The following is a 21,185-nucleotide window of genomic DNA, read 5'->3' on the forward strand; positions in this document are numbered from 1 at the left end:
CACTCTCAATCGCAAAGGCTCGCAATCTCTGTCGGCTCATGATAGGTTACATGTAACCCGATCAAGGTTGTGAAAACAATGATGCAAAGCAGATGGAGCCTGTCATGTCCTCTATCGCCAAACCCAAGCCATCCCGCCTGAAGGTGAGCGAACATCGCGCGCGCCTGCGGTCGCAAGGTTTGCGCCCGATCCAGATTTGGGTGCCGGATGTACGTTCTCCGACGTTCAAGGCCGAAGCGCACCGTCAGTCACTTGCCGTTGCAACGAGCGCGGATGCACTGAGCGATCAGGCATTCATCGATGCTGCCTCCGACATCGACTTCGAAGATGGTGAAGGCGCGTGAGACGCGGCGACATATGGACGGTCTCTGGCGGCAAGGATTATGCGGGAAAACCTCGCCCCGTAGTCGTGGTGCAGGACGAGGCGTTTGACGCCACGGATTCCATCACCATCTGTGCCTTCACCACAGATGAAACAGACGCACCGCTATTTCGCCTGCCGGTGACACCGAATGAACGAAACGGGTTGCATTCGCCTTGCCGCCTCATGGTGGACAAGATCACGACAGTTCCGAAGTCCAAGATCGGAACAAAGGTCGGACGGTTGGATGACGCCGATATCCTGCGGCTCAACCAGGCTGTTCTTGTCTTTCTCGGTCTCGCAGGTTCGCCAAGAGTGAGCGCCTAGCTGGCGAACGGCCCGCGTGACCGACGAGAACTGCCGGCGTTCACATTCATCTTGTACTGACGCCGAAACTACGCGGCTCTGTTCAACTCAGGCGGTTGAACCCTCCCATCCCACCCATTTCACCCAGCGCCCGTGAAAATCCGCCCGGCCAATCTCGCGGGTTTCGCCTGTTGGCCACAGCGTCAGCAGGATTGCTGCCCCTTCCGGCTTGCCGTCGGCTTCCAGTTGCAGGCGGGCCAGCGGTGCGGCATCCGTCGCGCGGCTGCCGGCGTCTGCGATCAGGGCTTCACCCTCGGCCTTCAGCGCCGGTGGCAGATACTGCCAGGCGATGGTGTGGTAGATGACATGTGCGTGGCCCGGGCGCAGCGTTGCCAGACATTTTCGCAGCCAGTCAATGGCGTCGGCCTTTTCGACCTTCAGACCGCTTTCGGTTGCCATTTCAAGGGCTGCCGCCGTGCGGTCGAGGCGGTCCTGCTGGTCGGCCCAGATATAGGAGAAGAGCCGCAGGCGTTCGTCTTGTGAGGCGGGGTCGAGCGGGTTCAGGTCGCAGCCAGCGCGTTCAGTGATCTCGATTGTGGCTTGCGGTGGCGGAGGGCCTTCCCAGCGTGGGGCGAGTTCGACGGCGGAGGCCTGGCCCCAGCGGAAGTCTCCCAGTTGGTAGCTGTAGCGATCCCATTGCAGGTTGAGGCCGGCGCTGGCGCCGACTTCCGAGAGGATCAGCGGCTTGCCGGTTAGCGCCGCAATGGTCAGGAAGCCGGGGAGCAGGGCGGAGGAGCGGCGTACCTCGTTGGTCTGCGGGGCGGATTTCAGGCGCTCCAGCATGAAGGCTTCGTCCTGGCGCAAGGCAGCTTCGACGGCGGCCCAGAGGGTGTCGTTGTCGGCGTTATGGGGTGGGTAGACGGCTGACAATGCCGGGTCCTGGTCAGATCGAACAAGCGCATGCAACGTGCCGGCGAGCCGCAGCGCCAGCGCATCGCCGGTTCCGTCGGGATTGCCGGGCCAGCCGAGGATCATGGCGCCGACCCTCGTCTCTGCCGTCAACCGTTCTGCCGCCAGCGTGCAGAGGCGGGCGGTGAAAGGTGAGCCAAGATCGTGACAGGCCTTGGCTTGCCGAAGGAAACTCTGGCGGATCGCTTGGCTGCGCTCGTCGGTCATGGCCGCATCCGCCTCTCGTTTCAGACGCCTTCCGGACGGTCCTTGGGGTCGAACTGGGAAATGGTGATCCAGTCGGCTGTCAGGGCTGCCTTGCGTTCGTCCTCGATCTCGACGGTCACCTCATAGGTGTTCATCAGCATGCCCGCGCCGCGAAAGCGGGCTTCGGCGAGCTTGAAGGAGCCGCGAATGCGCTTGCCCGTCCGGACGGGCGACATAAAGCGGACTTTCTCGAAGCCATAATTGATGCCCATGGTCTGTTCGAGGATCTTCGGCAGGCAGTTGTAGTTCATCGCTGACAAGAGCGAGAGCGTCAGGAAGCCGTGGGCTATGGTGCCGCCGAAGGGCGTTTCGGCGGCGGCGCGCACCGGGTCGGTGTGGATGAACTGGTGGTCCATGGTGGCGCCGGCAAAGGCGTCGATCATCGGCTGGTCGACGGTGATCCAGTCGGATACGCCGACCACGGTTCCAACGAGGCCCGGCACGTCCTTGAGCGAAATCTCTTGCGGCATGAAAAGAACCTGATCCTTCAATAATTCCCGCAGGCTACAGCCGCTTGATGTCATGAGGAAGAGGCTAAAGTCACTGCCGGGGAAAAACTCAGGTTTCCATCCAGAAATCGACACTGCGCGCCTTCACCGTCAGCTTGGCGGCGCTGCGCCCGGTCTCCAGGCGGCGCCATTTGCGCTTGTCGTGTGAGGGTAGCGCGAAGTCCCTCGGCTCAGGTGAGCGATTGAAGAGCACGGCAACATGGCAGTCCTTGGCCGTCTCCCGATCGATGGAGGCAAGAACCATGGCGAAGGCGCCGAGATCGGGTGTTTCCCAGTCGGCGACCGTCATGGGCAGACCGTCAGTGTTCAGCCAAGCGACGTCATCTTCGCCGGTCAGGACACTCGTATCCATGAAGCAGGAGAAACGCTGGCGCATGGCGGCGAGGCGGGCTGTCGTTTCGATCAACTCCCGGTCCACCCCAGACCAGTCGAGCCAGGTGAGCGCATTGTCCTGGCAATAGGCATTGTTGTTGCCGCGTTGGGTGCGGCCGAACTCGTCGCCTGCCGTCAGCATCACGGCGCCCCGGCTGGCAAACAGCGTCGAGAGCAGGGCTTCGACATCCTGCCGGCGCTTTTTCAGGATCGCCTTGTCTGAGGTTTCACCCTCGACGCCATTGTTCCATGAATGGTTCTCGTTGTGGCCGTCGCGGTTTTCCTCGCCATTCGCCTCGTTGTGTTTGTGCTCAAAGGAGACGAGGTCATAGAGCGAAAAGCCGTCATGGGCGGCGATGAAGTTGACGCTGCGGGTCTGGCCGTAGCCGTCATGGGCGAAGAGATCGGCGGAGCCGGCAAGCGCCGTTGCGAGATCGCCGGTCGTGCCGGCGTCGCCGCGCCAATGGCGGCGGAAGGTGTCGCGGGCGCGGTCGTTCCATTCGAGGAAGCCGGGCGGGAAACGGCCGAGCTGGTAGCCGCCCAGCCCGATATCCCAGGGTTCGGCAATCAGGATGCGATCTTCCAGCACCTCGTCCTCAAGGATGGCTCGAAGCGTGGGGGCATCCTTATGGAAGCCGTCCCAGTGGCGACCCATGATCGGCGCGAGGTCGAAGCGGAAGCCGTCGATACCGGCCGAGAGAACGAAGTGGCGGAGCGTATCGACGATCAGCTGTCGCACGAAGGGATGGTCGCAGGCCAGCGTGTTGCCGCAGCCGGTGTCGTTGACCAGCGTGCCCGGATCATCGGCCACATGGCGGAAGAGAGACCGGTTGTCGATGCCGCGCAGCGAGAGCGTCGTGCCATGCACGTCGCTTTCACCGGTGTGGTTGAAGACAAGGTCGAGGATGACGCCAATGCCCTCGGCATGCAGGGCGGCGACCGTGTCGCGGAGTTCCTTGACACCACCGGGTACGAGACGGGGATCGAGCGCCATCATGGCGACGGGGTTGTAGCCCCAGCTGTTGGTGAGGCCGAGAGGTGGCAGATGCCTTTCATCGATCCAGGCGGTGATCGGCATCAGCTCGACCATATCGACGCCGATGCGGCGCAGATGCGCGAGGACGGCGGGATGGGCGAGGGCCGATAGCGTGCCGCGTTGAGCTTCGGGTACGTCCGTATGCAGCATGGTCATTGCCTTGACGTTGACCTCGTAGATGAAGCCGGTGCGCTCGCCGAGCGGCATCATGGGCTTCAGCAGCTTGTGCGCTTTCAGGATGGCTTTCGGCATCAGGCCGGCGGTGTCGACGCCGAACTGACCGAGGTGTGCGTCGTAAACGAAGGGCCGGTCCAGCTCGGTGGCGTAGGGATCGATCAACAGCTTGGATGGATCGTACCAGTGCCCTTGCTCCGGGTCATAGGGGCCGTGGATGCGGAAGCCGTAGCGGGCGCCTTCCTTCAAACCCTCGACGAAGACATGATGCACATCGCCTTCGCCACGCACCATCGAGAGGCGGGCCAGTTCGGTCTCGCCCCTGATATCGAAGAGGCAGAGCTCCACGCGTTCGGCATGATGCGACCAGAGGCGGATATCGGCACCCGTCTTGCCGATGATGGCTCCGAGCATCGGCTTGGTCATTTGGTGCCTCGTGGTCCGGTTGATTCGCTCGCCTGATGGAACAATAGCAGGCGAGCGATCTTCGGCCAGAGCGGTTGCGCTCACATGGCCTTGAGGTTCACTGCTTTCACGGCCTCTTCCTTGCGTTCGCTGTAGCGATCGGTGAGGTAGTCCGAGATGTCACGGGTCAAAAGTGTGAACTTTATCAGTTCTTCGCAGACGTCGATGACGCGCTCGTAATAGGCCGAGGGCTTCATCCGACCATCGCCGTCGAACTCCTGATAGGCCTTCGCAACGGAAGACTGGTTGGGGATGGTGATCATCCGCATCCAGCGGCCGAGCAGGCGCATGGCGTTGACCGCATTGAACGACTGCGAGCCGCCGGAGACCTGCATGACGGCGAGCGTCTTGCCCTGGGTCGGGCGGACGGCGCCGACCGACAGCGGTATCCAGTCGATCTGCGCCTTCATGATGCCGGTCAGCGTGCCGTGACGTTCGGGGCTCACCCAGACCTGGCCTTCCGACCATTCGGAGAGGTCGCGCAGTTCCTGCACCTTTGGATGGCTGACGGGTGCGTCGTCCGGCAAAGGCAGGCCGGAGGGATCGAAAACCCTCACCTCGGCGCAGAAATGTTCGAGCAGGCGCTTGGCTTCCATCGCCAGCAGGCGGCTGAAAGACACTTGCCGCAGCGAGCCGTAGAGGATCAGGATACGCGGCTTGTGGGTCGAGAAGGGGCGGCGAAGCGCCTCCAGATCCGGCATGCGCAGATGGTCGAGATCGGCGGCCGGCAGGTCAATCTTTGCATCAGACAATGCGCTTGCCCTCCGCATCGAGCACGGCCTCGCCATCTTCCTTGACGAAGGCAGAGGTGAAGGCGTCTGATGGCAGAATGTCGAGCACGACTTCCGACGGGCGGCATAAGCGCGTGCCCATGTCGGTGACGACGAGCGGGCGGTTGATCAGGATGGGGGTCGCGATCATCGCGTCGAGAAGCTGGTCGTCCGATAGGGCAGGGTCGGCAAGGCCGAGTTCCTCATAGGGCGTGCCCTTTTCGCGGATCGCCTCGCGGACCGAAAGCCCCGAATCGGCGATCATCTTGGCAAGCTGCTCCTTGCTCGGCGGGGTCTTCAGGTATTCGATGACAGCTGGCTCGATGCCGGCATGGCGGATCAGATCCAGCGTGTTGCGCGAGGTGCCGCAGGCCGGGTTGTGATAGATGGTGACGGTCATGGACGTTCCGTTCCTTCAGGTATGATCGGGGGGATTTTGTTGCGGCTCTCGGCAAACAACCAGGCGGCGAGCATGGACGCCAGCACTGCGCCGACGACCTGTGCGATAATGAAGCCTGGCAGGTCGAGGGGACGAATGCCGGCAAAGGTATTGGTCAGGCTGCGGGCGATGGCCACCGCCGGATTGGCGAAGGACGTCGAGGCGGTGAACCAGTAGGCGGCCGTGATGTAGAGGCCGACCAGCATCGGGATGGCGTCCGTCTTGAAGCGCAGCCCGCCGAGGATGGTGAGGAGCAGGCCGAAAGTTGCCACCGCTTCTGCGCTCCATTGCGCCGATCCAGTTCGCACCGTTTCGGAGATCTGGAAGACGGGCAGGTCGAACATCACGTGGGCGATGAGCGTGCCGGCGATGCCGCCGAGGATCTGCGCGAGCATGTAGGGCAGGATGGCGGAGGCCTCCAACTCCTTGCGAAGAGCGAAGACCATTGTCACGACCGGGTTGAAATGGGCACCGGAGATCGGCCCCAGGATCGTGATCAGCACGAAGAGGATCGCGCCGGTCGGGATCGTGTTGCCGAGCAGGGAGACGGCAACGTCATCGGAAAGCCGGTCGGCCATGATGCCGGAGCCGACGACGGTTGCGACCAGCATGGCGGTGCCAAGCGCCTCGGCTGCGAGGCGGCGGGAAAGATCGGCCATGGTCTTCAGCCGGCCGTCTGTGTGCTGCTGCCGATCTCGTTCAGCCGCTTCTGCAGGGACAGCTTATCGAGGCTCGCCATCGGCAGGCTGACGAAGATCGAGATGCGGTGATTGAGCATGCGATAGGCCTCGGCGAAGGCGAAATGCTTTTCGCTGTCCGTGCCTTCGGCAGCGGCCGGATCCGGCACGCCCCAATGGGCGGTCATCGGTTGGCCGGGCCAGACGGGGCAGGCTTCGGCGGCCGCGTTGTCGCAGACGGTGAAGACGAAATCGAGTTCAGGGGCGCCGGGGACTGCGAACTCGTCCCAGTTCTTCGAACGGGCGAAGCTCGTGTCGTAGTTCATGCCCTTGAGGAGCTGCAGCGTGTAGGGGTGAACTTCACCCTTCGGCTGGGAGCCGGCGGAATAGGCCTTGAACTTGCCCTGGCCGAGCCTGTTGAGGATCGCTTCCGCGATGACCGAGCGGGCTGAATTGCCGGTGCAGAGGAAGAGCACGTTGTAGATCTTGTCGGACATGGCCGGTCTCTCAGTTGGGGCGGGTGACTTCGAGGGTGGGTGAACAGCAGGCGAGATCGTCGATCAGCGGCTGGCAGAGGCTGGCATTGCCGCCGCAGCAATCCTTGAGCAGGTAAAGGGCAACCGCGCGGAAGCGGTCGAGATCGGCGCGGTAGATGATCGATCGGCTCTGACGCTCTCCCGTGACCAGGCCGGCCTGGGACAGCGTCGACAGATGCGCAGACATGGTGTTCTGCGGCACGCCGATCAGTCGGGCGAGTTCACCTGCGGGCACGCCGTCTGGCTCATGCGCCACCAGCAGGCGAAAGGTCTGCAGGCGCGTCGGCTGTGCCAGGGCGGCAAGCGCCGCGATCGTCGATTTTTCATCCATATATCCAGAATAGTGGATATGATGAGGGAGTCAATCGCCGCTGCGGTCCATCGCAAAGAAAAACCCCGGAGCCGAAGGCGCCGGGGTGCTAATGCGTGAGCGAAGGTCTCTAGGGGATCAGGTAATGACCGTCGGCTCGTTCATGCCGGTGTAGCGCTTGATCTCGGCCACTTCCTCGGCTGCCGCGATGAGGTCGGCCAAGGCTCCTTGCGTCTCGATGCCGTGGCGGCTGGCGTCGGGCTCGTAGCGCTCGACATAGAGGCGAAGCGTCGCGCCCGAGGTGCCGGTGCCGGAAAGGCGAAAGACGATGCGGCTGCCGCCGTCAAAGAGGATGCGGATGCCCTGGTTCTTCGAGACGGAGTGGTCGATCGGGTCGTGATAGGCGAAGTCGTCGGCGGCGCTGACTGTCAGGCCGTTGATCCTGGTGCCGGGCAGGCTGTCGAGCTTGGCGCGGAGCGCTGCGACAAGGGCGTTGGCATTGTCGGTGTCGACGCCTTCATAGTCGTGGCGGGAATAGTAGTTGCGGCCGTATTCGGCCCAGTGGCTTTCCACGATCTGCTTGACGCTCTGCTTGCGGGCAGCGACGATGTTCAGCCAAAAGAGCACCGCCCAGAGGCCGTCCTTCTCGCGCACATGGTCAGAGCCGGTGCCGAAGCTTTCTTCGCCGCAGACGGTAACCTTGCCGGCATCCATCAGATTGCCGAAGAATTTCCAGCCTGTCGGGGTCTCATACATGCCGATGCCAAGTTTTTCGGCGACGCGGTCGGCGGCGGCACTTGTCGGCATGGAGCGGGCGATGCCTGCGATGCCTTGTCTGTAGCCGGGCGCGCAGGTGGCATTTGCGGCGATCATCGCGAGGCTGTCGGAGGGCGTGACGAACATGCCCTTGCCGACGACCATATTGCGGTCGCCGTCGCCGTCGGATGCCGCACCGAAGTCCGGACCATCGGCGCTCATGACATCGTCATAGAGCTCCTTCGCATGGACGAGGTTCGGGTCCGGGTGGTGGTGGCCGAAGTCGGGCAGCGGGATTTCGTTCCGCACGGAGCCTGAAGGCGCGCCGAGGCGCTTTTCTAGGATCTCGACGGCATAGGGGCCGGTGACGGCGCTCATACTGTCGATCACCACACGGAAGCCGCCAGAGATAAACGCGCGGATCGCCGGGAAGTCGAAGAGGGTTTCCATGAGGTCGGCATAGTCGGTGACCGGATCGATCACCTCGACGGTCATGCCAGCCAGATCGAAACTTCCCACCGTGTCGAGGTCGCTGTCGGCGACGTCGGCGATCTTGTAACTGTCAATGTTGCGGGTGCGGGCAAAGATCGCGTCGGTGATCTTCTCCGGTGCCGGGCCGCCATTGCCGATATTGTACTTGATGCCGAAGTCTTCGGTCGGGCCGCCGGGATTGTGGCTGGCCGAGAGCACGATGCCGCCAAAGGCATGGTATTTGCGGATGACATGCGAGGCAGCTGGCGTCGAGAGAATGCCGCCCTGGCCAACCATGACCTTGCCGAAGCCATTGGCGGCGGCCATTTTGAGCGCCACCTGGATGACTTCGCGGTTGTAATAGCGGCCGTCGCCGCCGATCACCAGCGTCTGGCCTTCGAAGCCCTCCAGGCTGTCGAAGATCGCCTGGATGAAGTTCTCCGCATAGTTCTCCTGCTGGAAGACCGGAACCTTCTTGCGCAGTCCCGATGTGCCGGGCTTCTGGTCCGCATAGGGTTTCGTGGAGACGGTCGAGATCATCGATTACTGGCCTTTCGAGACGAGGCGTTGATAAAGGTCGGCATAGGTCGTGCCGCTCCTGTTCCAGGAGACGTCGGATTTCATGCCTTGCTTCTGCATTTGCGACCAGAGACGCTGGTCACTGTAGAGGCGAAGCGTGCGGCGGATGGCGCGGCGGAGGGCATCTGATGTCACCGGCGCAAACTGCACGCCGGTTGCAACACCAGCAGCCAAGGCCGCTTCATTGGCGTCGATGATGGTATCGGCGAGGCCGCCGGTGCGGGCCACAAGCGGAACACAGCCGTAGCGCAGGGCGTAGAGCTGTGTCAGCCCGCAGGGCTCGAAGCGCGAGGGCACGAGGATGATGTCGGAACCGGCCTGCATGATATGCGACAGCGCTTCATCATATCCAAGTATCATGCTGACACGGCCGCGATGATGGGCGGCGGCGTTCTGAAGTGCGGCCTCGATGCCGCTTTCCCCGGAACCAAGGATCGCCAGCCTGCCGCCGGCATTGACGATTTCGTCGATGACGTCGGGCAGCAGGTCGAGTCCCTTCTGCCAGGTGAGGCGCGAGATGACGCAAAAGATCGGGCCATCGTCGCCATCAAATGCAAAGCGTTCGACCATGGCCGCACGGTTGCCGGCGCGCTTCTTCAGTGCTGATCCGGAATAGTGGCTGGTGAGCAGTGGATCGCTGGCCGGGTTCCAGACGTCGGCATCGATGCCGTTGACGATGCCGTAGAGGTCAGCGGCGCGGCTGGCGATGACGCCATCAAGACCCATGCCGAATTCGGGTGTCAGGATTTCCTCGGCATAGGAAGGGCTGACCGTGGACAGCGCATGGGCGGTCAGAAGACCGCTCTTCAGATAGCTGATCGTGCCGTAATATTCGAGCGCCTCGTGCCATGCATGTCCCGGCAGGCCAAGATAGGGGAAGAGTGTGGCGCCGAACTGCCCCTGGAAGGCGATGTTGTGGATGGTGATGAGGCTCGGCACTTCCGGCGCCTCGGCGTAACGCATGTAGACGGGAACCAGAGCACCCTGCCAGTCATGTACATGGACGAGGTCCGGTTTGAAGCTGGGCAGCACGCCCGCCGCGATCTCGGCGCCCACCTTGGAGAGGACGGCGAAGCGCTTCCAGTTGTCGGGGTAGTCCCGTCCCTGCGTATCGAGATAGGGACCACCCGACCGCTCGTAGAGTGGCGGGCAGTCGATGATCAAAAGATCAAGGCCCTCGTGTTTTACCTCGAGAAGTGTCGCCCGCTCGTCGAGAATATCCTCGAACTCGTGGACCTTCTTGGCCTTCTTCACCGCTTTCATAACGGCCGGATAGCCGGGGATCAGCGTCTTCGTCTCGACGCCATGGGCGGCGAGCGCGATGGGAAGTGCGCCCGCAACGTCGGCGAGGCCTCCGGTCTTGATCAGCGGATAGAGTTCGGAGGCGACCGAAAGGACCTTCATGGATGCGGCTAACCTAGTTTGTCGATCATCGACTGCGTGATGAGGCAGATCCCGTTTTCGCTGCGACGGAAGCGCTTGGCATCCATTTCCGGATCCTCACCGACGATCAGCCCCTCCGGGATCACCACGCCATGGTCTATCACGACATTTGTGAGACGCGCATGACGGCCGATCTGCACCTTGGGCAGGACGACTGCGCCTTCGAGTCGGGAATAGGAATTGGCGCGCACGCCGGTAAACAACAGGCTCTTGTAGAGCGCCGAACCGGAGATGATGCAGTCGCCTGAGACCAGCGAGGAGATCGCCGAGCCGCGACGACCCTCGTCGTCATGGACGAATTTCGCCGGCGGGGTGATCTCGGAATAGGTCCAGATCGGCCAGGTCTTGTCGTAGAGATCGAGTTCCGGAACGATGTCGGTCAGGTCGATGTTGGCCTGCCAGTAGGCGTCGATCGTACCGACGTCGCGCCAGTAGGGCGTGCGTTCGAAATCGGAGCGGACGCAGGACTGGGCAAAGCGGTGGGCCACCGCTTTGCCGCTCTTGACCACGTAGGGGATGATGTCCTTGCCGAAGTCACGGCTCGAATCCGGGTCGGCCGCATCGCGGCGCAGGAGTTCCATCAGGAACTTGGTGTGGAAGACATAGATGCCCATCGAGGCGAGGGCATGGTCTTCGTTGCCGGGAATGCCCGGCGGGTCGGCCGGCTTTTCGACGAAGTCGATGATCCTGTCGGTGGCATCGACATGCATGACGCCGAAGCCGGTTGCTTCCATGCGCGGCACTTCCAGGCAGCCGATGGTGACGTCAGCGCCCGAGGTGACGTGCTGCTGCAGCATCAGCTCGTAGTCCATCTTGTAGATATGGTCGCCGGCCAAGATGACCATGTATTCGGGGGCGTAGGATTCAATGATATCGGCGTTCTGGTAAACGGCGTCGGCGGTGCCCTCGTACCATTGCGTTTCGGAGACGCGCTGCGAGGCCGGCAGAATGTCGAAGCTCTCGTTGCGCTCGGGGCGGAAGAAGTTCCAGCCGAGCTGCAGATGGCGGATCAGTGAATGGGCCTTGTACTGGGTGGCCACGCCGATACGGCGGATACCTGAGTTCAGAGCGTTGGAGAGGGCAAAGTCAATGATGCGGGCCTTGCCGCCGAAATAGACGGCGGGCTTGGCGCGCCGATCCGTCAATTCCTTCAGGCGGCTGCCGCGCCCGCCGGCCAGTACATAGGCCATAGCATCGCGCGACAAGCTTCTTGCCGTTTTCTCGGTCATGTATTTCCTCCCCTTACTGTTCCAATTCCAGCATGATCACGGCCAGCGGCGGCAGGGTCAGCCCTGCTTTTGCCCATCCGCTTCCCGTGGCATGCGCCTCCACGCGGCCACCATTGCCCTTACCGCTACCACCATAGATTTCGGCATCGGTGTTCAGTATCTCACGCCAACGGCCGGCCGCAGGCAAGCTCAATTCGTATTGTTCGTGATAGTTCGGCGTCAGGTTGCAAATCACGGCGATCGGCTTTTCGCCGGGTGCCTTGCGCAGCCAGGCGAGCACCGAATTTTCCTGATCATCCGCATTGATCCACTCGAAGCCCTCGCCCTCGCAATCGCGGGCATGGAGTGCCGGCTTGGAGCGATAGGTGAAGTTGAGGTCGCGGACCAGCCGGCGCATGCCTTCATGCGGGGCATAATCTAGCAGGTTCCAATCGAGGGAGCGGGCCTCGGACCACTCACTCCACTGGGCGAACTCCTGGCCCATGAACAGCAGTTTCTTGCCGGGATGGCCCCACATATAGCCGTAATAGGCGCGGAGATTGGCGAACTTCTGCCAGTCGTCACCGGGCATCTTCGCGATCATCGAACCCTTGCCGTGTACCACTTCGTCGTGGCTGATCGGCAGGACGAAGTTCTCGGAAAAGGCATAGAGCAGGCCGAAGGTCAGCTCCTGATGATGGTACTTCCTGTAGATCGGATCCCGGGCGAAGTAGCTCAGGGTGTCATGCATGAAACCCATGTTCCACTTGAAGCCGAAGCCGAGGCCGCCTTCATGGACCGGCTGTGAGACCTTCGGCCAGGAGGTGCTCTCCTCGGCAATCGTCATGATGCCCGGATGGCTGCCATAGGCGTGGTGGTTCATCTGCTGGAGGAAGCGCACCGACTCCAGGTTTTCCCGCCCGCCGTATTCATTGGGGATCCACTCGCCTTCCTTGCGAGAATAGTCGAGGTAGAGCATGGACGCGACAGCATCGACGCGCAGGCCGTCGAGGTGGAATTTCTCGGCCCAGTAGAGGGCGTTGTTGATCAGGTAGGACAGAACCTCCTGACGACCGAAATTGTAGATCGCGGTGTTCCAGTCCGGGTGAAAGCCCTGGCGGGGGTCGGCATGTTCGTAGAGCGCCGTGCCATCGAAGTTGCGAAGCCCGTGGGCGTCCGTCGGGAAATGCGCAGGCACCCAGTCGAGGATGACGCTCAAGCCCACCTTGTGGCAGCCGTTGACGAAACGGGCAAAACCCTCCGGCTCGCCGAAGCGGGCGCTTGGCGCGTAAAGCCCCGTCGTCTGATAGCCCCAGGACGGGTCGTAAGGGTGCTCGGTCACCGGCATGAATTCGATATGGGTAAAGCCCATGTCCACGCAGTAGGGGATCAGCCTTGCGGCCATCTCGTCCCAGGTCAGCATGGAGCCGTCGTCGCGGCGCTGCCAGGACCCGGCATGGACCTCGTAGATCGAAATCGGCTGGCGGCGCTGGTCGATGCTTGCCCAGTGCTTGCGGTGGGCCTCGTCTTCCCAGTCCTGTTCGAGCTCAGGTGTCGTCACCGAGGCGTTCTTCGGCCGCATCTCGGCGCGGCGCGCAAATGGGTCGGCCTTCAGCGGCTGAAGATCGCCATGCGGCCCGACGATTTCGAACTTGTAGCTGGCACCGGCCCGGACATCAGGCGCGAAGATTTCCCAGATGCCGGTGTCGCGGCGCAGACGCATGACGTGGCGACGTCCGTCCCAGTCGTTGAAATCGCCGACGACGGAGACGCGGCGGGCATTGGGGGCCCAGACGGCGAAGTGAAAGCCGTCGACACCCTGATGCTTGATCGGATGGGCGCCCATCTTGTCGAAGAGGCGCAGGTGCGATCCTTCCTTGATGAAGTAATCGTCCATCGGCCCGAGGATCGGCCAGAAGCTGTAGGGGTCGGTCACCGTCCATTCGGCATCGCCGCGGGTGGCGCGGTAGCGGACCGGCAGAACACCATCGAGCTTGACCGGGCCTGAAAAGAAGCCGGCATCGTGCAGACGCGCGAGTTCGCCGACCTGGTCTCCGGCCAGATTGTAGGCAACCACCGTCTCGGCGCCCGGGATGAAGCAACGTGCGACATGGCTCGCGCCTGCCTCGTGCACGCCGAGAAAGGCGAAGGGGTCGCCATGCGTCCCGTGGATGATCGCTTCGATTTCTGCTGCCGACGGTGTGTCCGGCTTCGCTACGTCACCGCTCCTCTTCGGTGATTTTGCCATCAAGCTCTCCAGATATCCGCGTTGTATTGCCGGATGGTTCGATCCGACGAGAACCAGCCCATGCGGGCCGTGTTGCGGATGGTCTTGGAATACCAGGCCGAGGTATCGGTCCAGATGTCGTCCACCTGACGCTGGGCCTTGGCATAGGCGTCGAAATCGGCGGCAACCATGAACCAGTCATGCTGGTAAATGCCCTGCATCAGATCGGCATAGCGGTCACGGTCATCAGGCGAGAAGACGCCGGATGCGATCGACGAGAGGGCCTGCTGCAGTTCGCGCGAGGCATCGATTGCGGCGCGCGGATTGTGTCCATCCGCCCTCACGCGTCCGACCTCGTCTGCGGTCATTCCAAAAATCACGATGTTCTCCTCGCCCACATGATCGCGCATTTCGACATTGGCGCCGTCGAGCGTTCCAATGGTCAATGCACCATTCAACGCGAACTTCATGTTCCCGGTTCCAGACGCTTCCATGCCGGCGGTGGAAATCTGTTCGGAAAGGTCGGCGGCGGGCACCATGACTTCGGCGAGAGAGACGTTGTAGTTGGGAATGAAAACGACCTTCAGCAGACCGCGCACCGAGGGGTCGGTGTTGATGATGCGGGCGACGTCGTTGGCCAGTTTGATGATGAGCTTGGCGTTGTGGTAGCTGGGCGCTGCCTTGCCGGCGAAGAGCTTGACGCGCGGCACCCAGTCACGTTCCGGATGCGAGCGGATCTGGTCGAAGAGCGCGACCGTCTCGATGATGTTGAGAAGCTGGCGCTTGTATTCGTGGATGCGCTTGATCTGGATGTCGAACATGGCATGCGGATCGAGCTTGATGCCCATGCGGCTTGCCACGAGGCTCGCAAGCTTCTGCTTGTTGGCGAACTTCACCGCCGCGAACTTCTGCTGGAAGGCCGGATCGTCGGCGAAGGCGTCGAGACCTTTAAGCTTCGTTGCATCGTCGAGGAATTCCGGTCCGATCGCTTCCTTGATGAGGTCGGTCAAGTCGGGATTGCACTGCATCAGCCAGCGGCGTGGGGTGATGCCGTTGGTCTTGTTGTTGATGCGCGTCGGATAGAGCTTGTGGAGATCGGAGAAGACCGTTTCCTTCATCAGCTCCGTATGCAGCGCGGAGACGCCGTTGATCGAGTGCGAGCCCATGAAGGCGAGGTTGCCCATGCGCACGCGGCGATCACCGCTTTCGTCGATCAGCGAGATCTGGCGGATCTCATGGTCGTTGAAGCCGCGCTTCTTGCGGGCGTCGAGCAGGACCTTGGCGTTGATCGCGTAAACGAGCTGCATGTGGCGCGGCAAAAGACGCTCGAACAGCGGCACCGGCCAGCTTTCCAGCGCTTCCGGAAGCAGTGTGTGGTTTGTGTAGGAGAAGGTCTTGGACGATATTTCCCAGGCCTCGTCGAATGCCACGCCGTGCACATCGACCAGCAGGCGCATCAGTTCGGCAACGGAGACGGCCGGATGGGTGTCATTAAGCTGGATCGCCACCTTATCCGGCAGCTGGGCGAGCGTGTTGCCCTGCTGCAGGTGGCGGCGGACGATGTCCTGCAGCGAGGCCGAACAGAAGAAGAATTCCTGGCGCAGGCGCAGTTCCTGGCCGGCGGGCGTGGCGTCGGCCGGATAGAGGACGCGGGTGAGCGATTCGGCCTTGTTGCTCTCGCGGAGCGCGCCAATGTGGTCGCCGGCGTTGAAGGCGTCGAGCAGGATGGGGTCGATCGGCTGGGCCGACCAGAGGCGCAGCGTGTTGACGCGCTCGCCGCGCCAGCCGACGGCCGGGGTATCAAAGGCGGTGGCGATGACGCGCTCGCCCTGCTTCCAGACGTAACGCGGCTCGCCATCCGGACCATCGACGGTTTCGACTGTGCCACCAAAGCCGACTTCGTAGGAGCTTTCGCGCCGCTCGAATTCCCAAGGGTTGCCGTGGGCGAGCCAGCTTTCCGGCAGTTCGACCTGCCAGCCCTCGGCCATCTGCTGGCGGAAGAGGCCGTGAACGTAGCGGATGCCATAGCCATAGGCCGGAATGTTGACGGTTGCCATACTCTCCATGAAGCAGGCGGCGAGACGACCGAGACCGCCATTGCCGAGCGCTGCGTCAGGTTCGAGGCCTGCGATCACGTCGAATTCGACTGACAGAGAGGACAGCGCCTGGCGGATGTCATCGATCAGGCCGAGGTTCGACATGGCGTCGCGCAGGAGGCGGCCGATGAGGAATTCGAGCGATAGATAATAAACCCGCTTGCCGTTGTTCATGTAGGTGGTGCGGGTCGATTCCATCCACGTGTCGATAATGCGGTCACGCACCACGAGGATGGTTGCTGTCAGCCAGTCATGCGGCGTTGCCACCTTGGCATCCTTGCCGATGCTGTAGGTCAGCTTGTCCATGATCTCGGCGGCCAGGGCGTCCGGATCGGAAACTCCGCGCTTGGGAAGGGGAAGGTCGACTTTGTGGGGAGTCTTGATCATCGGTCCGCCTGGCGTTGTTCGTGTCTCCGGGCGGCGCCGATGCGATAGCGGTGCCGCTTCCGTGAATGCCAGTTTACGCATCGAAATGAGACAGTTGCAACAGGCGGGAAGCTGCGAGGAGAACTTTTGTTCGGAGCGCCGTCTTGGGCCTCAAGGCCCTGATCTGATTATATTATCTGAAAAGCGTGAAGAAGCGATAAGACCGCAGCCATGACGGCTGCGGTCGAATTGTGGGAGAAATCCAAAACGTTTTGGATCGTGTCAGTTGGTCAGGCGGGTCGAGGCCTGCACCGCCTTGTCGCCGATCTCCTTGAAAGCTGCGACCAGTTCGGCAGCATCCTGCGCGTCGTAGTAATGCGAGTTGCTCGTCGCGCAGTATTCCAGGAGCGCGCGCCCCTTGCTTGGGGCCATGAAGGCGACGGTGAAGATCTCTATACCATCCTTCTTGGCGTTTTCGCACGTCGTTTTGGTCTTGGTGTCGGCGCTCGAGTAGTTGTTGTCGCCGTCTGTCATAAAGACGATAAACTTGCTTGGGATCTGGCCATTCTTGTTCTTGTGTGCCGTGTCTTCGGACGACTTCATGATGTCGGAGTAGGCGCGGGCCATTGCACCGGAGGAGTCCGTTCCGCCGTTTGCGATCAGCTCCTGAACATAGGTCATAGTGTGTTCGGTTCCCCATTTAAATCCAATCGGGGTGTGCATTTTCGCCTCATAAGAGACTGCGGCCGTGCGGACATATTTGTTGTCGGGGTCGGCTGTATTCAACTGTGTCGTCAGATTGGCAACCGCGAGCTTGAGGGCATCGATCTTGAGAACGTAGTTAGTGGTTTGCCAAGTGCATTGCCAGTTCCCGCATTTGGTCGGCTGCGCTGCATTGACGGTCGAAGTATTCCAGGCCATCGAGCCAGATCTGTCGAGAACCAGATACATGGACAAGGCATTCTTGCTCTCGGTGGTGGCTTGTGCCGTGGCCGTGACGCCCACGGTTACTTCCTTCCAGCCGAGCAGACCGGTCATGCCATTCGTCGGCATGGTGTAGGATGTCGACAGGGTCACGTCGAAAGTCTTGCCCGCCGAACTGGAATTTCGTTCGACATTGCCGACCGCGCCTGCGAGAGGGTCCTCGTCGGAGGGAATGTCGGAGGTGTCGTCGCCTGCGCTTGGAATGACGTGATAGAACTGGGCCTTCATGAACTTGCGCGCAAGCTCGAGAGCGGCTTCGTCCGACATGTTGTTGTTCTTGGCAAGCTCATTTGCTGCCGACAGGACGGCGGAGTCGGCGGCGTCCTGCAATACGCTACGCACCTGGACCATGCGGTTCAAGTCGATTGCCACACCAGCCGTGGCGGCCGCTACGGGGAGCAGGATCGCCGTTGTCAGGCCGAAATTGCCGGCGCGGTCGCGCCAAAGACGTGCGAAGAGTGATTTGCGCGGGCTGGCAGGGGTAGTCATCATGTCCATCCAAAATCAGCGTTTGGAGGGTTATAGACTGCGTCCCATTGCGATCCGTTTAATGGGATCAATAAAATTCGATGTAAGAATGCACTATTGGCGCACCGGGATGACATCTACGGCCTGGTCCGTCTGATGCGAGCCATAGCTTTTCAACACGCCGATGACGGGTGCGACGTCGGCATAGTCCCGGCCGTAGCCGACCACGATGTGATCGGTGCCGGCCGCGATGTCGTTCGTGGGGTCGAGTTCCAGCCAGCCGGTGAGCTTGCCGCACCAGATGCGGACCCAGGCATGCATGGCGTCTGCCCCTTCCAGGCGCTCCTTGCCCGGCGGTGGAATGGTGCGCAGAAAGCCGCTGACATAGCCGGCGGGAATACCGAGGCTGCGCAGCGCCACGATCATCACATGGGAGAAGTCCTGGCAGACGCCGCGCTTCTTGTCGAAGGCTTCCGCCGGCGTCGTGTCGACGGTCGTTGCTTCGGCGTCGTATTTGAAGTCCTTGTGGATGCGGCTGCAGAGCGTCTCGGCGATCTGGCGTACGGTCATGCTGGGTTTCAGCATGCTGCGCACATAGGCCGCGATCGCCTTGTCCCGGGGGAGCCGCGGGCTTGTGCCGAGAAAATGATGCGGTGATTCCGCATCGAGCGACCAGGTTTCGCCGATCTCCTGCGGAAGACGGTCGAGCAGCGGTGAAAAGTCGGCAGCCATCGGCTGGGCCTGAACCATCACCCGGGCCTGCATGCGGATGTCGAGCTTCTCATGCGGACCACGCAGGATGGCGTGGCTCGTCGGATGGCGGAAGAAGTCGTTGAAGGTCGAGATCTCGTCCGGCTCCGGGGTGACCGTGATCGCACCGGCGACGAGTCGCTGACGGTCGGGAAGCGAGAGCGGCAGAAGCCGCAACATGTGATGGGCGCCGGTTGCCGGAACTTCGTAGCGGTAACCGATATGAAGCGAGAGGTCGTAGAGCATCGCGTCAGCTCAAATAGGTCTGGGCGAGGATATCGGAGAACTTCTCCAATTCACGCTCCAGATTGGTGTAGACATCCGCCGACATGGCTTCCGGCGTCATTACGGCAAGCCCCGAATGCAGGCGCATCGCCTCGCGGAAGAGGCTCGACATCTGGCCGTTGACCATGGCGTTCGGCAATTGCTCGACCTCGATGCGGATCTCGTTCAGTTGGAAGAGGATCGAGCGCGGATTGAGCGGATCGAGCGCCAGAAGGTCGGTCACCGTCAGCCGAGCGGTCGAGACATTGTAGCGGCGGCGATGGGTCATGACGTTGTCGCCGATCTCGAGCAGCATGTCGAGCGAGCCATCGGGGGCATCGGGGCCGGTCATGTGGCCAAGCAGGCGGGTCATGTGCAGGCCGCGTTCCAGAAGGCGGCCGATGGTCAGGAAGCGCCAGCCGGTGAAGCGGTACATATTTTCATGCACAAGACCGGCAAAGCCCGCGAGCTTGCGCAGGAGGATGGTCATGGCATGGGCGGCATCGTCGCCGGGCTTGACCTTTTCATGGAAGCGCTTGGCGGTCTTCGATAGGTCGTTCAGCGCCAGCCAGCCGTCCGGCGAAAAGCGGTCGCGGATGTTGCTCGCCGAGTAGACGGCGCTGTCGATGTTGCGCAGCAGGCTTTCCGGCACACCGGACTTGGTGTCGACGTCGATGTTCGAAAGATATTCGCTGACGAAGGCGAGCAGCGGCTGGTCCGGATTGGCGCTTTCGGCATAGCGCGCATGCCAGGCGCGCAGGATGCGCAGCACCCCTTCGGCGCGCTCGATATAGCGGCCAAGCCAGAAGAGATTGTCGGCCGCCCGGCTCGGCAGGCTGCCGGGCATGTTGCGGGTGAAGGTCTCCTCCGCCGGCAAAAGCGAGGTGCGGTCAACGGGCTTGTCGGAGACGATCCAGACATCGGCCGCACTGCCGCCGGACTGCATGGCAATCGCCGAGACATCCGAGCCGCTGCCGATGCGGGCAAAGCCGCCGGGCATGATCTGCCAGCCATTCTGGGTGCGGGCTGCGAAGACACGCAGCGACATCGGCCGCGGCGTGAGCTTGCCGTCGATCATGGCCGGGGTCGTGGACAGGGTCACGACTTCCTGGCCGACGAGGTTGCCTGCTTCTGATTCCAGCCATGCGGCCGTGGTTCTGCCCTGCGGGTCCTTGTAGCGCGAGCCCATGACCGAGCGCCCGCCATCGTCGAAGAAGGGCAGGCGCGAAAAGGCGGAGCCGATCACCATGCGATCCAGATGCGCCGCGACATGCTCGCGCTCGGCCTTCTGGCCGCACCACCAGGTGGCGATCGAGGGCAGTTTCAGCTCTTCGCCGAGCAGATGGCGCGAGAGGGTGGGCATGAAGGCGAGAAGTGCACGGGTTTCGAGAATGCCGGAGCCGAGAGCGTTGACGAAGGTAACGGCACCGTTGCGCAGCGCCTGCACCATGCCGGGCGTGCCGATATAGGAATTCTGATCGAGCTCCAGCGGGTCTGCAAAGGCCGCATCGAGGCGGCGCCAGAGGACGCTGACGGGCTTTAGGCCGGCGACAGTGCGGACCATGACCTTGTCGTTGACGATGGTCAGGTCTTCGCCTTCGAGCAACATGATTCCGAGATAGCGCGCGATATAGGCATGTTCGAAATAGGTCTCGTTGGCGGGACCTGGAGACAGAACCGCGATGCGCTCGTCCGAGCCGCGGGTGCGCGCCTGCAGCGCCTTGCGGAAGGCGCCGAAGAAGGAGGCCAGCCGGTGGACGTGGGTCTCCGCATAGACATCGGAAAAGGCGCGGGCGGTCGCAACCCGGTTTTCCAGCGCAAAGCCGGCACCCGAGGGCGCCTGGGTGCGGTCGGCCAGCACCCACCAGTTGCCGTCGGGGCCGCGGCCGATTTCGAAGGAACAGAAATGCAGGTAGTGGCCGCCGGCCGGCTTGATGCCGACAAGCGGGCGGAGGAATTCCGGATTCGAGGCGATCAGCTGCGGTGGCAGGAAACCTTCCTGGACCAGCCGGTTTTCCGAATAGATGTCCGCGACGACCGCTTCCAGGAGATTCGCGCGCTGGACCAGCCCCTCGGCCAGCACCTGCCATTCCGCATCCGAGATCATCACCGGGATGTGGGAGAAGGGCCAGGCTCGCTCGCTCGATCCGCCAGAACCATAGGCACGGTAGAAGACGCCGGCATCGCGCAGGTAGCGATCCGCACGGGCAAAGCGCTCGTGCAGATCCTCTTCCGGCATGGTGTCGATCGCCGAGACCAGGGCCTGCCAGACGGGACGGACATTGCCCTTGTTGTCGATCATCTCGTCGGCGGCGCCCGCCAGCGCACGATAGCCGGCCGTGCGGGCCTTGCTTTTCGGCGCGTCTGGCGGGGAAAGCTCCGCTGCCGTCTTCTGTGCCATCA

General features: G+C 62.2%; 18 protein-coding genes. 2 read left to right on the forward strand and 16 right to left on the reverse strand.

The window, feature by feature from the left end; translation table 11 throughout:
- Positions 1 to 104: 104 nt before the first annotated feature.
- Positions 105 to 344, forward strand: a complete 240-nt coding sequence (locus tag SJY08_RS02450; protein WP_069044060.1) for an antitoxin MazE family protein — start codon at positions 105 to 107, stop codon at positions 342 to 344.
- A complete protein-coding gene (locus tag SJY08_RS02455) occupies positions 341 to 688 on the forward strand; it encodes a type II toxin-antitoxin system PemK/MazF family toxin (RefSeq protein ID WP_069043419.1) in 348 nt (115 codons plus the stop codon). Before SJY08_RS02450 ends, SJY08_RS02455 begins: the two co-directional genes overlap by 4 nt.
- A gap of 87 nt (positions 689 to 775) precedes the next feature.
- Here SJY08_RS02455 and SJY08_RS02460 read toward each other — a convergent pair whose 3' ends face one another.
- The 16 genes from SJY08_RS02460 to SJY08_RS02535 form a co-directional block, all read right to left on the reverse strand.
- Positions 776 to 1,843, reverse strand: coding sequence for a DUF2332 domain-containing protein (locus SJY08_RS02460; protein WP_377274605.1), 1,068 nt, complete (start codon positions 1,841 to 1,843; stop codon positions 776 to 778).
- A gap of 20 nt (positions 1,844 to 1,863) precedes the next feature.
- Positions 1,864 to 2,352: a MaoC family dehydratase gene (locus SJY08_RS02465; protein ID WP_054148508.1), complete on the reverse strand. Its 489-nt coding sequence runs from the start codon at positions 2,350 to 2,352 to the stop codon at positions 1,864 to 1,866.
- Positions 2,353 to 2,440: 88 nt separating this feature from the next.
- Positions 2,441 to 4,399: a glycogen debranching protein GlgX gene (glgX, locus tag SJY08_RS02470; RefSeq protein ID WP_377274606.1), complete on the reverse strand. Its 1,959-nt coding sequence runs from the start codon at positions 4,397 to 4,399 to the stop codon at positions 2,441 to 2,443.
- A gap of 80 nt (positions 4,400 to 4,479) precedes the next feature.
- Complete coding sequence (gene arsH / locus SJY08_RS02475) at positions 4,480 to 5,208, reverse strand: arsenical resistance protein ArsH (RefSeq protein WP_377274607.1); 729 nt, start codon at positions 5,206 to 5,208, stop codon at positions 4,480 to 4,482.
- Positions 5,183 to 5,608, reverse strand: a complete 426-nt coding sequence (arsC, locus tag SJY08_RS02480; RefSeq protein ID WP_377274608.1) for an arsenate reductase (glutaredoxin) — start codon at positions 5,606 to 5,608, stop codon at positions 5,183 to 5,185. The genes arsH and arsC overlap by 26 nt, the downstream gene beginning before the upstream one ends.
- A complete protein-coding gene (locus tag SJY08_RS02485; protein WP_377274609.1) occupies positions 5,605 to 6,306 on the reverse strand; it encodes an aquaporin in 702 nt (233 codons plus the stop codon). Before SJY08_RS02485 ends, arsC begins: the two co-directional genes overlap by 4 nt.
- Positions 6,307 to 6,311: 5 nt before the next feature.
- Positions 6,312 to 6,821: an arsenate reductase ArsC gene (locus SJY08_RS02490; protein WP_069043425.1), complete on the reverse strand. Its 510-nt coding sequence runs from the start codon at positions 6,819 to 6,821 to the stop codon at positions 6,312 to 6,314.
- Positions 6,822 to 6,831: 10 nt separating this feature from the next.
- Positions 6,832 to 7,191 carry a helix-turn-helix transcriptional regulator gene (locus tag SJY08_RS02495; protein ID WP_148166783.1) on the reverse strand — a complete coding sequence of 120 codons (360 nt, stop codon included), beginning with the start codon at positions 7,189 to 7,191 and terminating at the stop codon, positions 6,832 to 6,834.
- 117 nt (positions 7,192 to 7,308) lie between these two features.
- Positions 7,309 to 8,937 (reverse strand): alpha-D-glucose phosphate-specific phosphoglucomutase, encoded by a 1,629-nt coding sequence (locus SJY08_RS02500; protein ID WP_377274610.1) that lies wholly within the window; start codon positions 8,935 to 8,937, stop codon positions 7,309 to 7,311.
- A gap of 3 nt (positions 8,938 to 8,940) precedes the next feature.
- The gene (gene glgA, locus SJY08_RS02505) at positions 8,941 to 10,380 is read right to left on the reverse strand and encodes a glycogen synthase GlgA (RefSeq protein WP_377274611.1); all 1,440 of its coding nucleotides are present in this window, start codon (positions 10,378 to 10,380) and stop codon (positions 8,941 to 8,943) included.
- A gap of 8 nt (positions 10,381 to 10,388) precedes the next feature.
- Positions 10,389 to 11,648 (reverse strand): glucose-1-phosphate adenylyltransferase, encoded by a 1,260-nt coding sequence (glgC, locus tag SJY08_RS02510; RefSeq protein WP_054148203.1) that lies wholly within the window; start codon positions 11,646 to 11,648, stop codon positions 10,389 to 10,391.
- A 13-nt stretch (positions 11,649 to 11,661) separates the two neighbouring features.
- Complete coding sequence (glgB, locus tag SJY08_RS02515) at positions 11,662 to 13,875, reverse strand: 1,4-alpha-glucan branching protein GlgB (protein ID WP_377274612.1); 2,214 nt, start codon at positions 13,873 to 13,875, stop codon at positions 11,662 to 11,664.
- Positions 13,875 to 16,337, reverse strand: coding sequence for a glycogen/starch/alpha-glucan phosphorylase (locus SJY08_RS02520; RefSeq protein WP_054148205.1), 2,463 nt, complete (start codon positions 16,335 to 16,337; stop codon positions 13,875 to 13,877). Before SJY08_RS02520 ends, glgB begins: the two co-directional genes overlap by 1 nt.
- 261 nt (positions 16,338 to 16,598) lie before the next feature.
- Positions 16,599 to 17,792, reverse strand: coding sequence for a TadE/TadG family type IV pilus assembly protein (locus tag SJY08_RS02525; RefSeq protein WP_300888075.1), 1,194 nt, complete (start codon positions 17,790 to 17,792; stop codon positions 16,599 to 16,601).
- 90 nt (positions 17,793 to 17,882) lie between these two features.
- Complete coding sequence (locus SJY08_RS02530; RefSeq protein ID WP_377274613.1) at positions 17,883 to 18,764, reverse strand: transglutaminase domain-containing protein; 882 nt, start codon at positions 18,762 to 18,764, stop codon at positions 17,883 to 17,885.
- Positions 18,765 to 18,768: 4 nt separating this feature from the next.
- The gene (locus tag SJY08_RS02535) at positions 18,769 to 21,183 is read right to left on the reverse strand and encodes a circularly permuted type 2 ATP-grasp protein (protein ID WP_377274614.1); all 2,415 of its coding nucleotides are present in this window, start codon (positions 21,181 to 21,183) and stop codon (positions 18,769 to 18,771) included.
- Between the last annotated feature and the right edge of the window lie 2 nt (positions 21,184 to 21,185).

The organism is Rhizobium sp. R86522 (assembly GCF_042466255.1).
Classification (GTDB): domain Bacteria; phylum Pseudomonadota; class Alphaproteobacteria; order Rhizobiales; family Rhizobiaceae; genus Allorhizobium.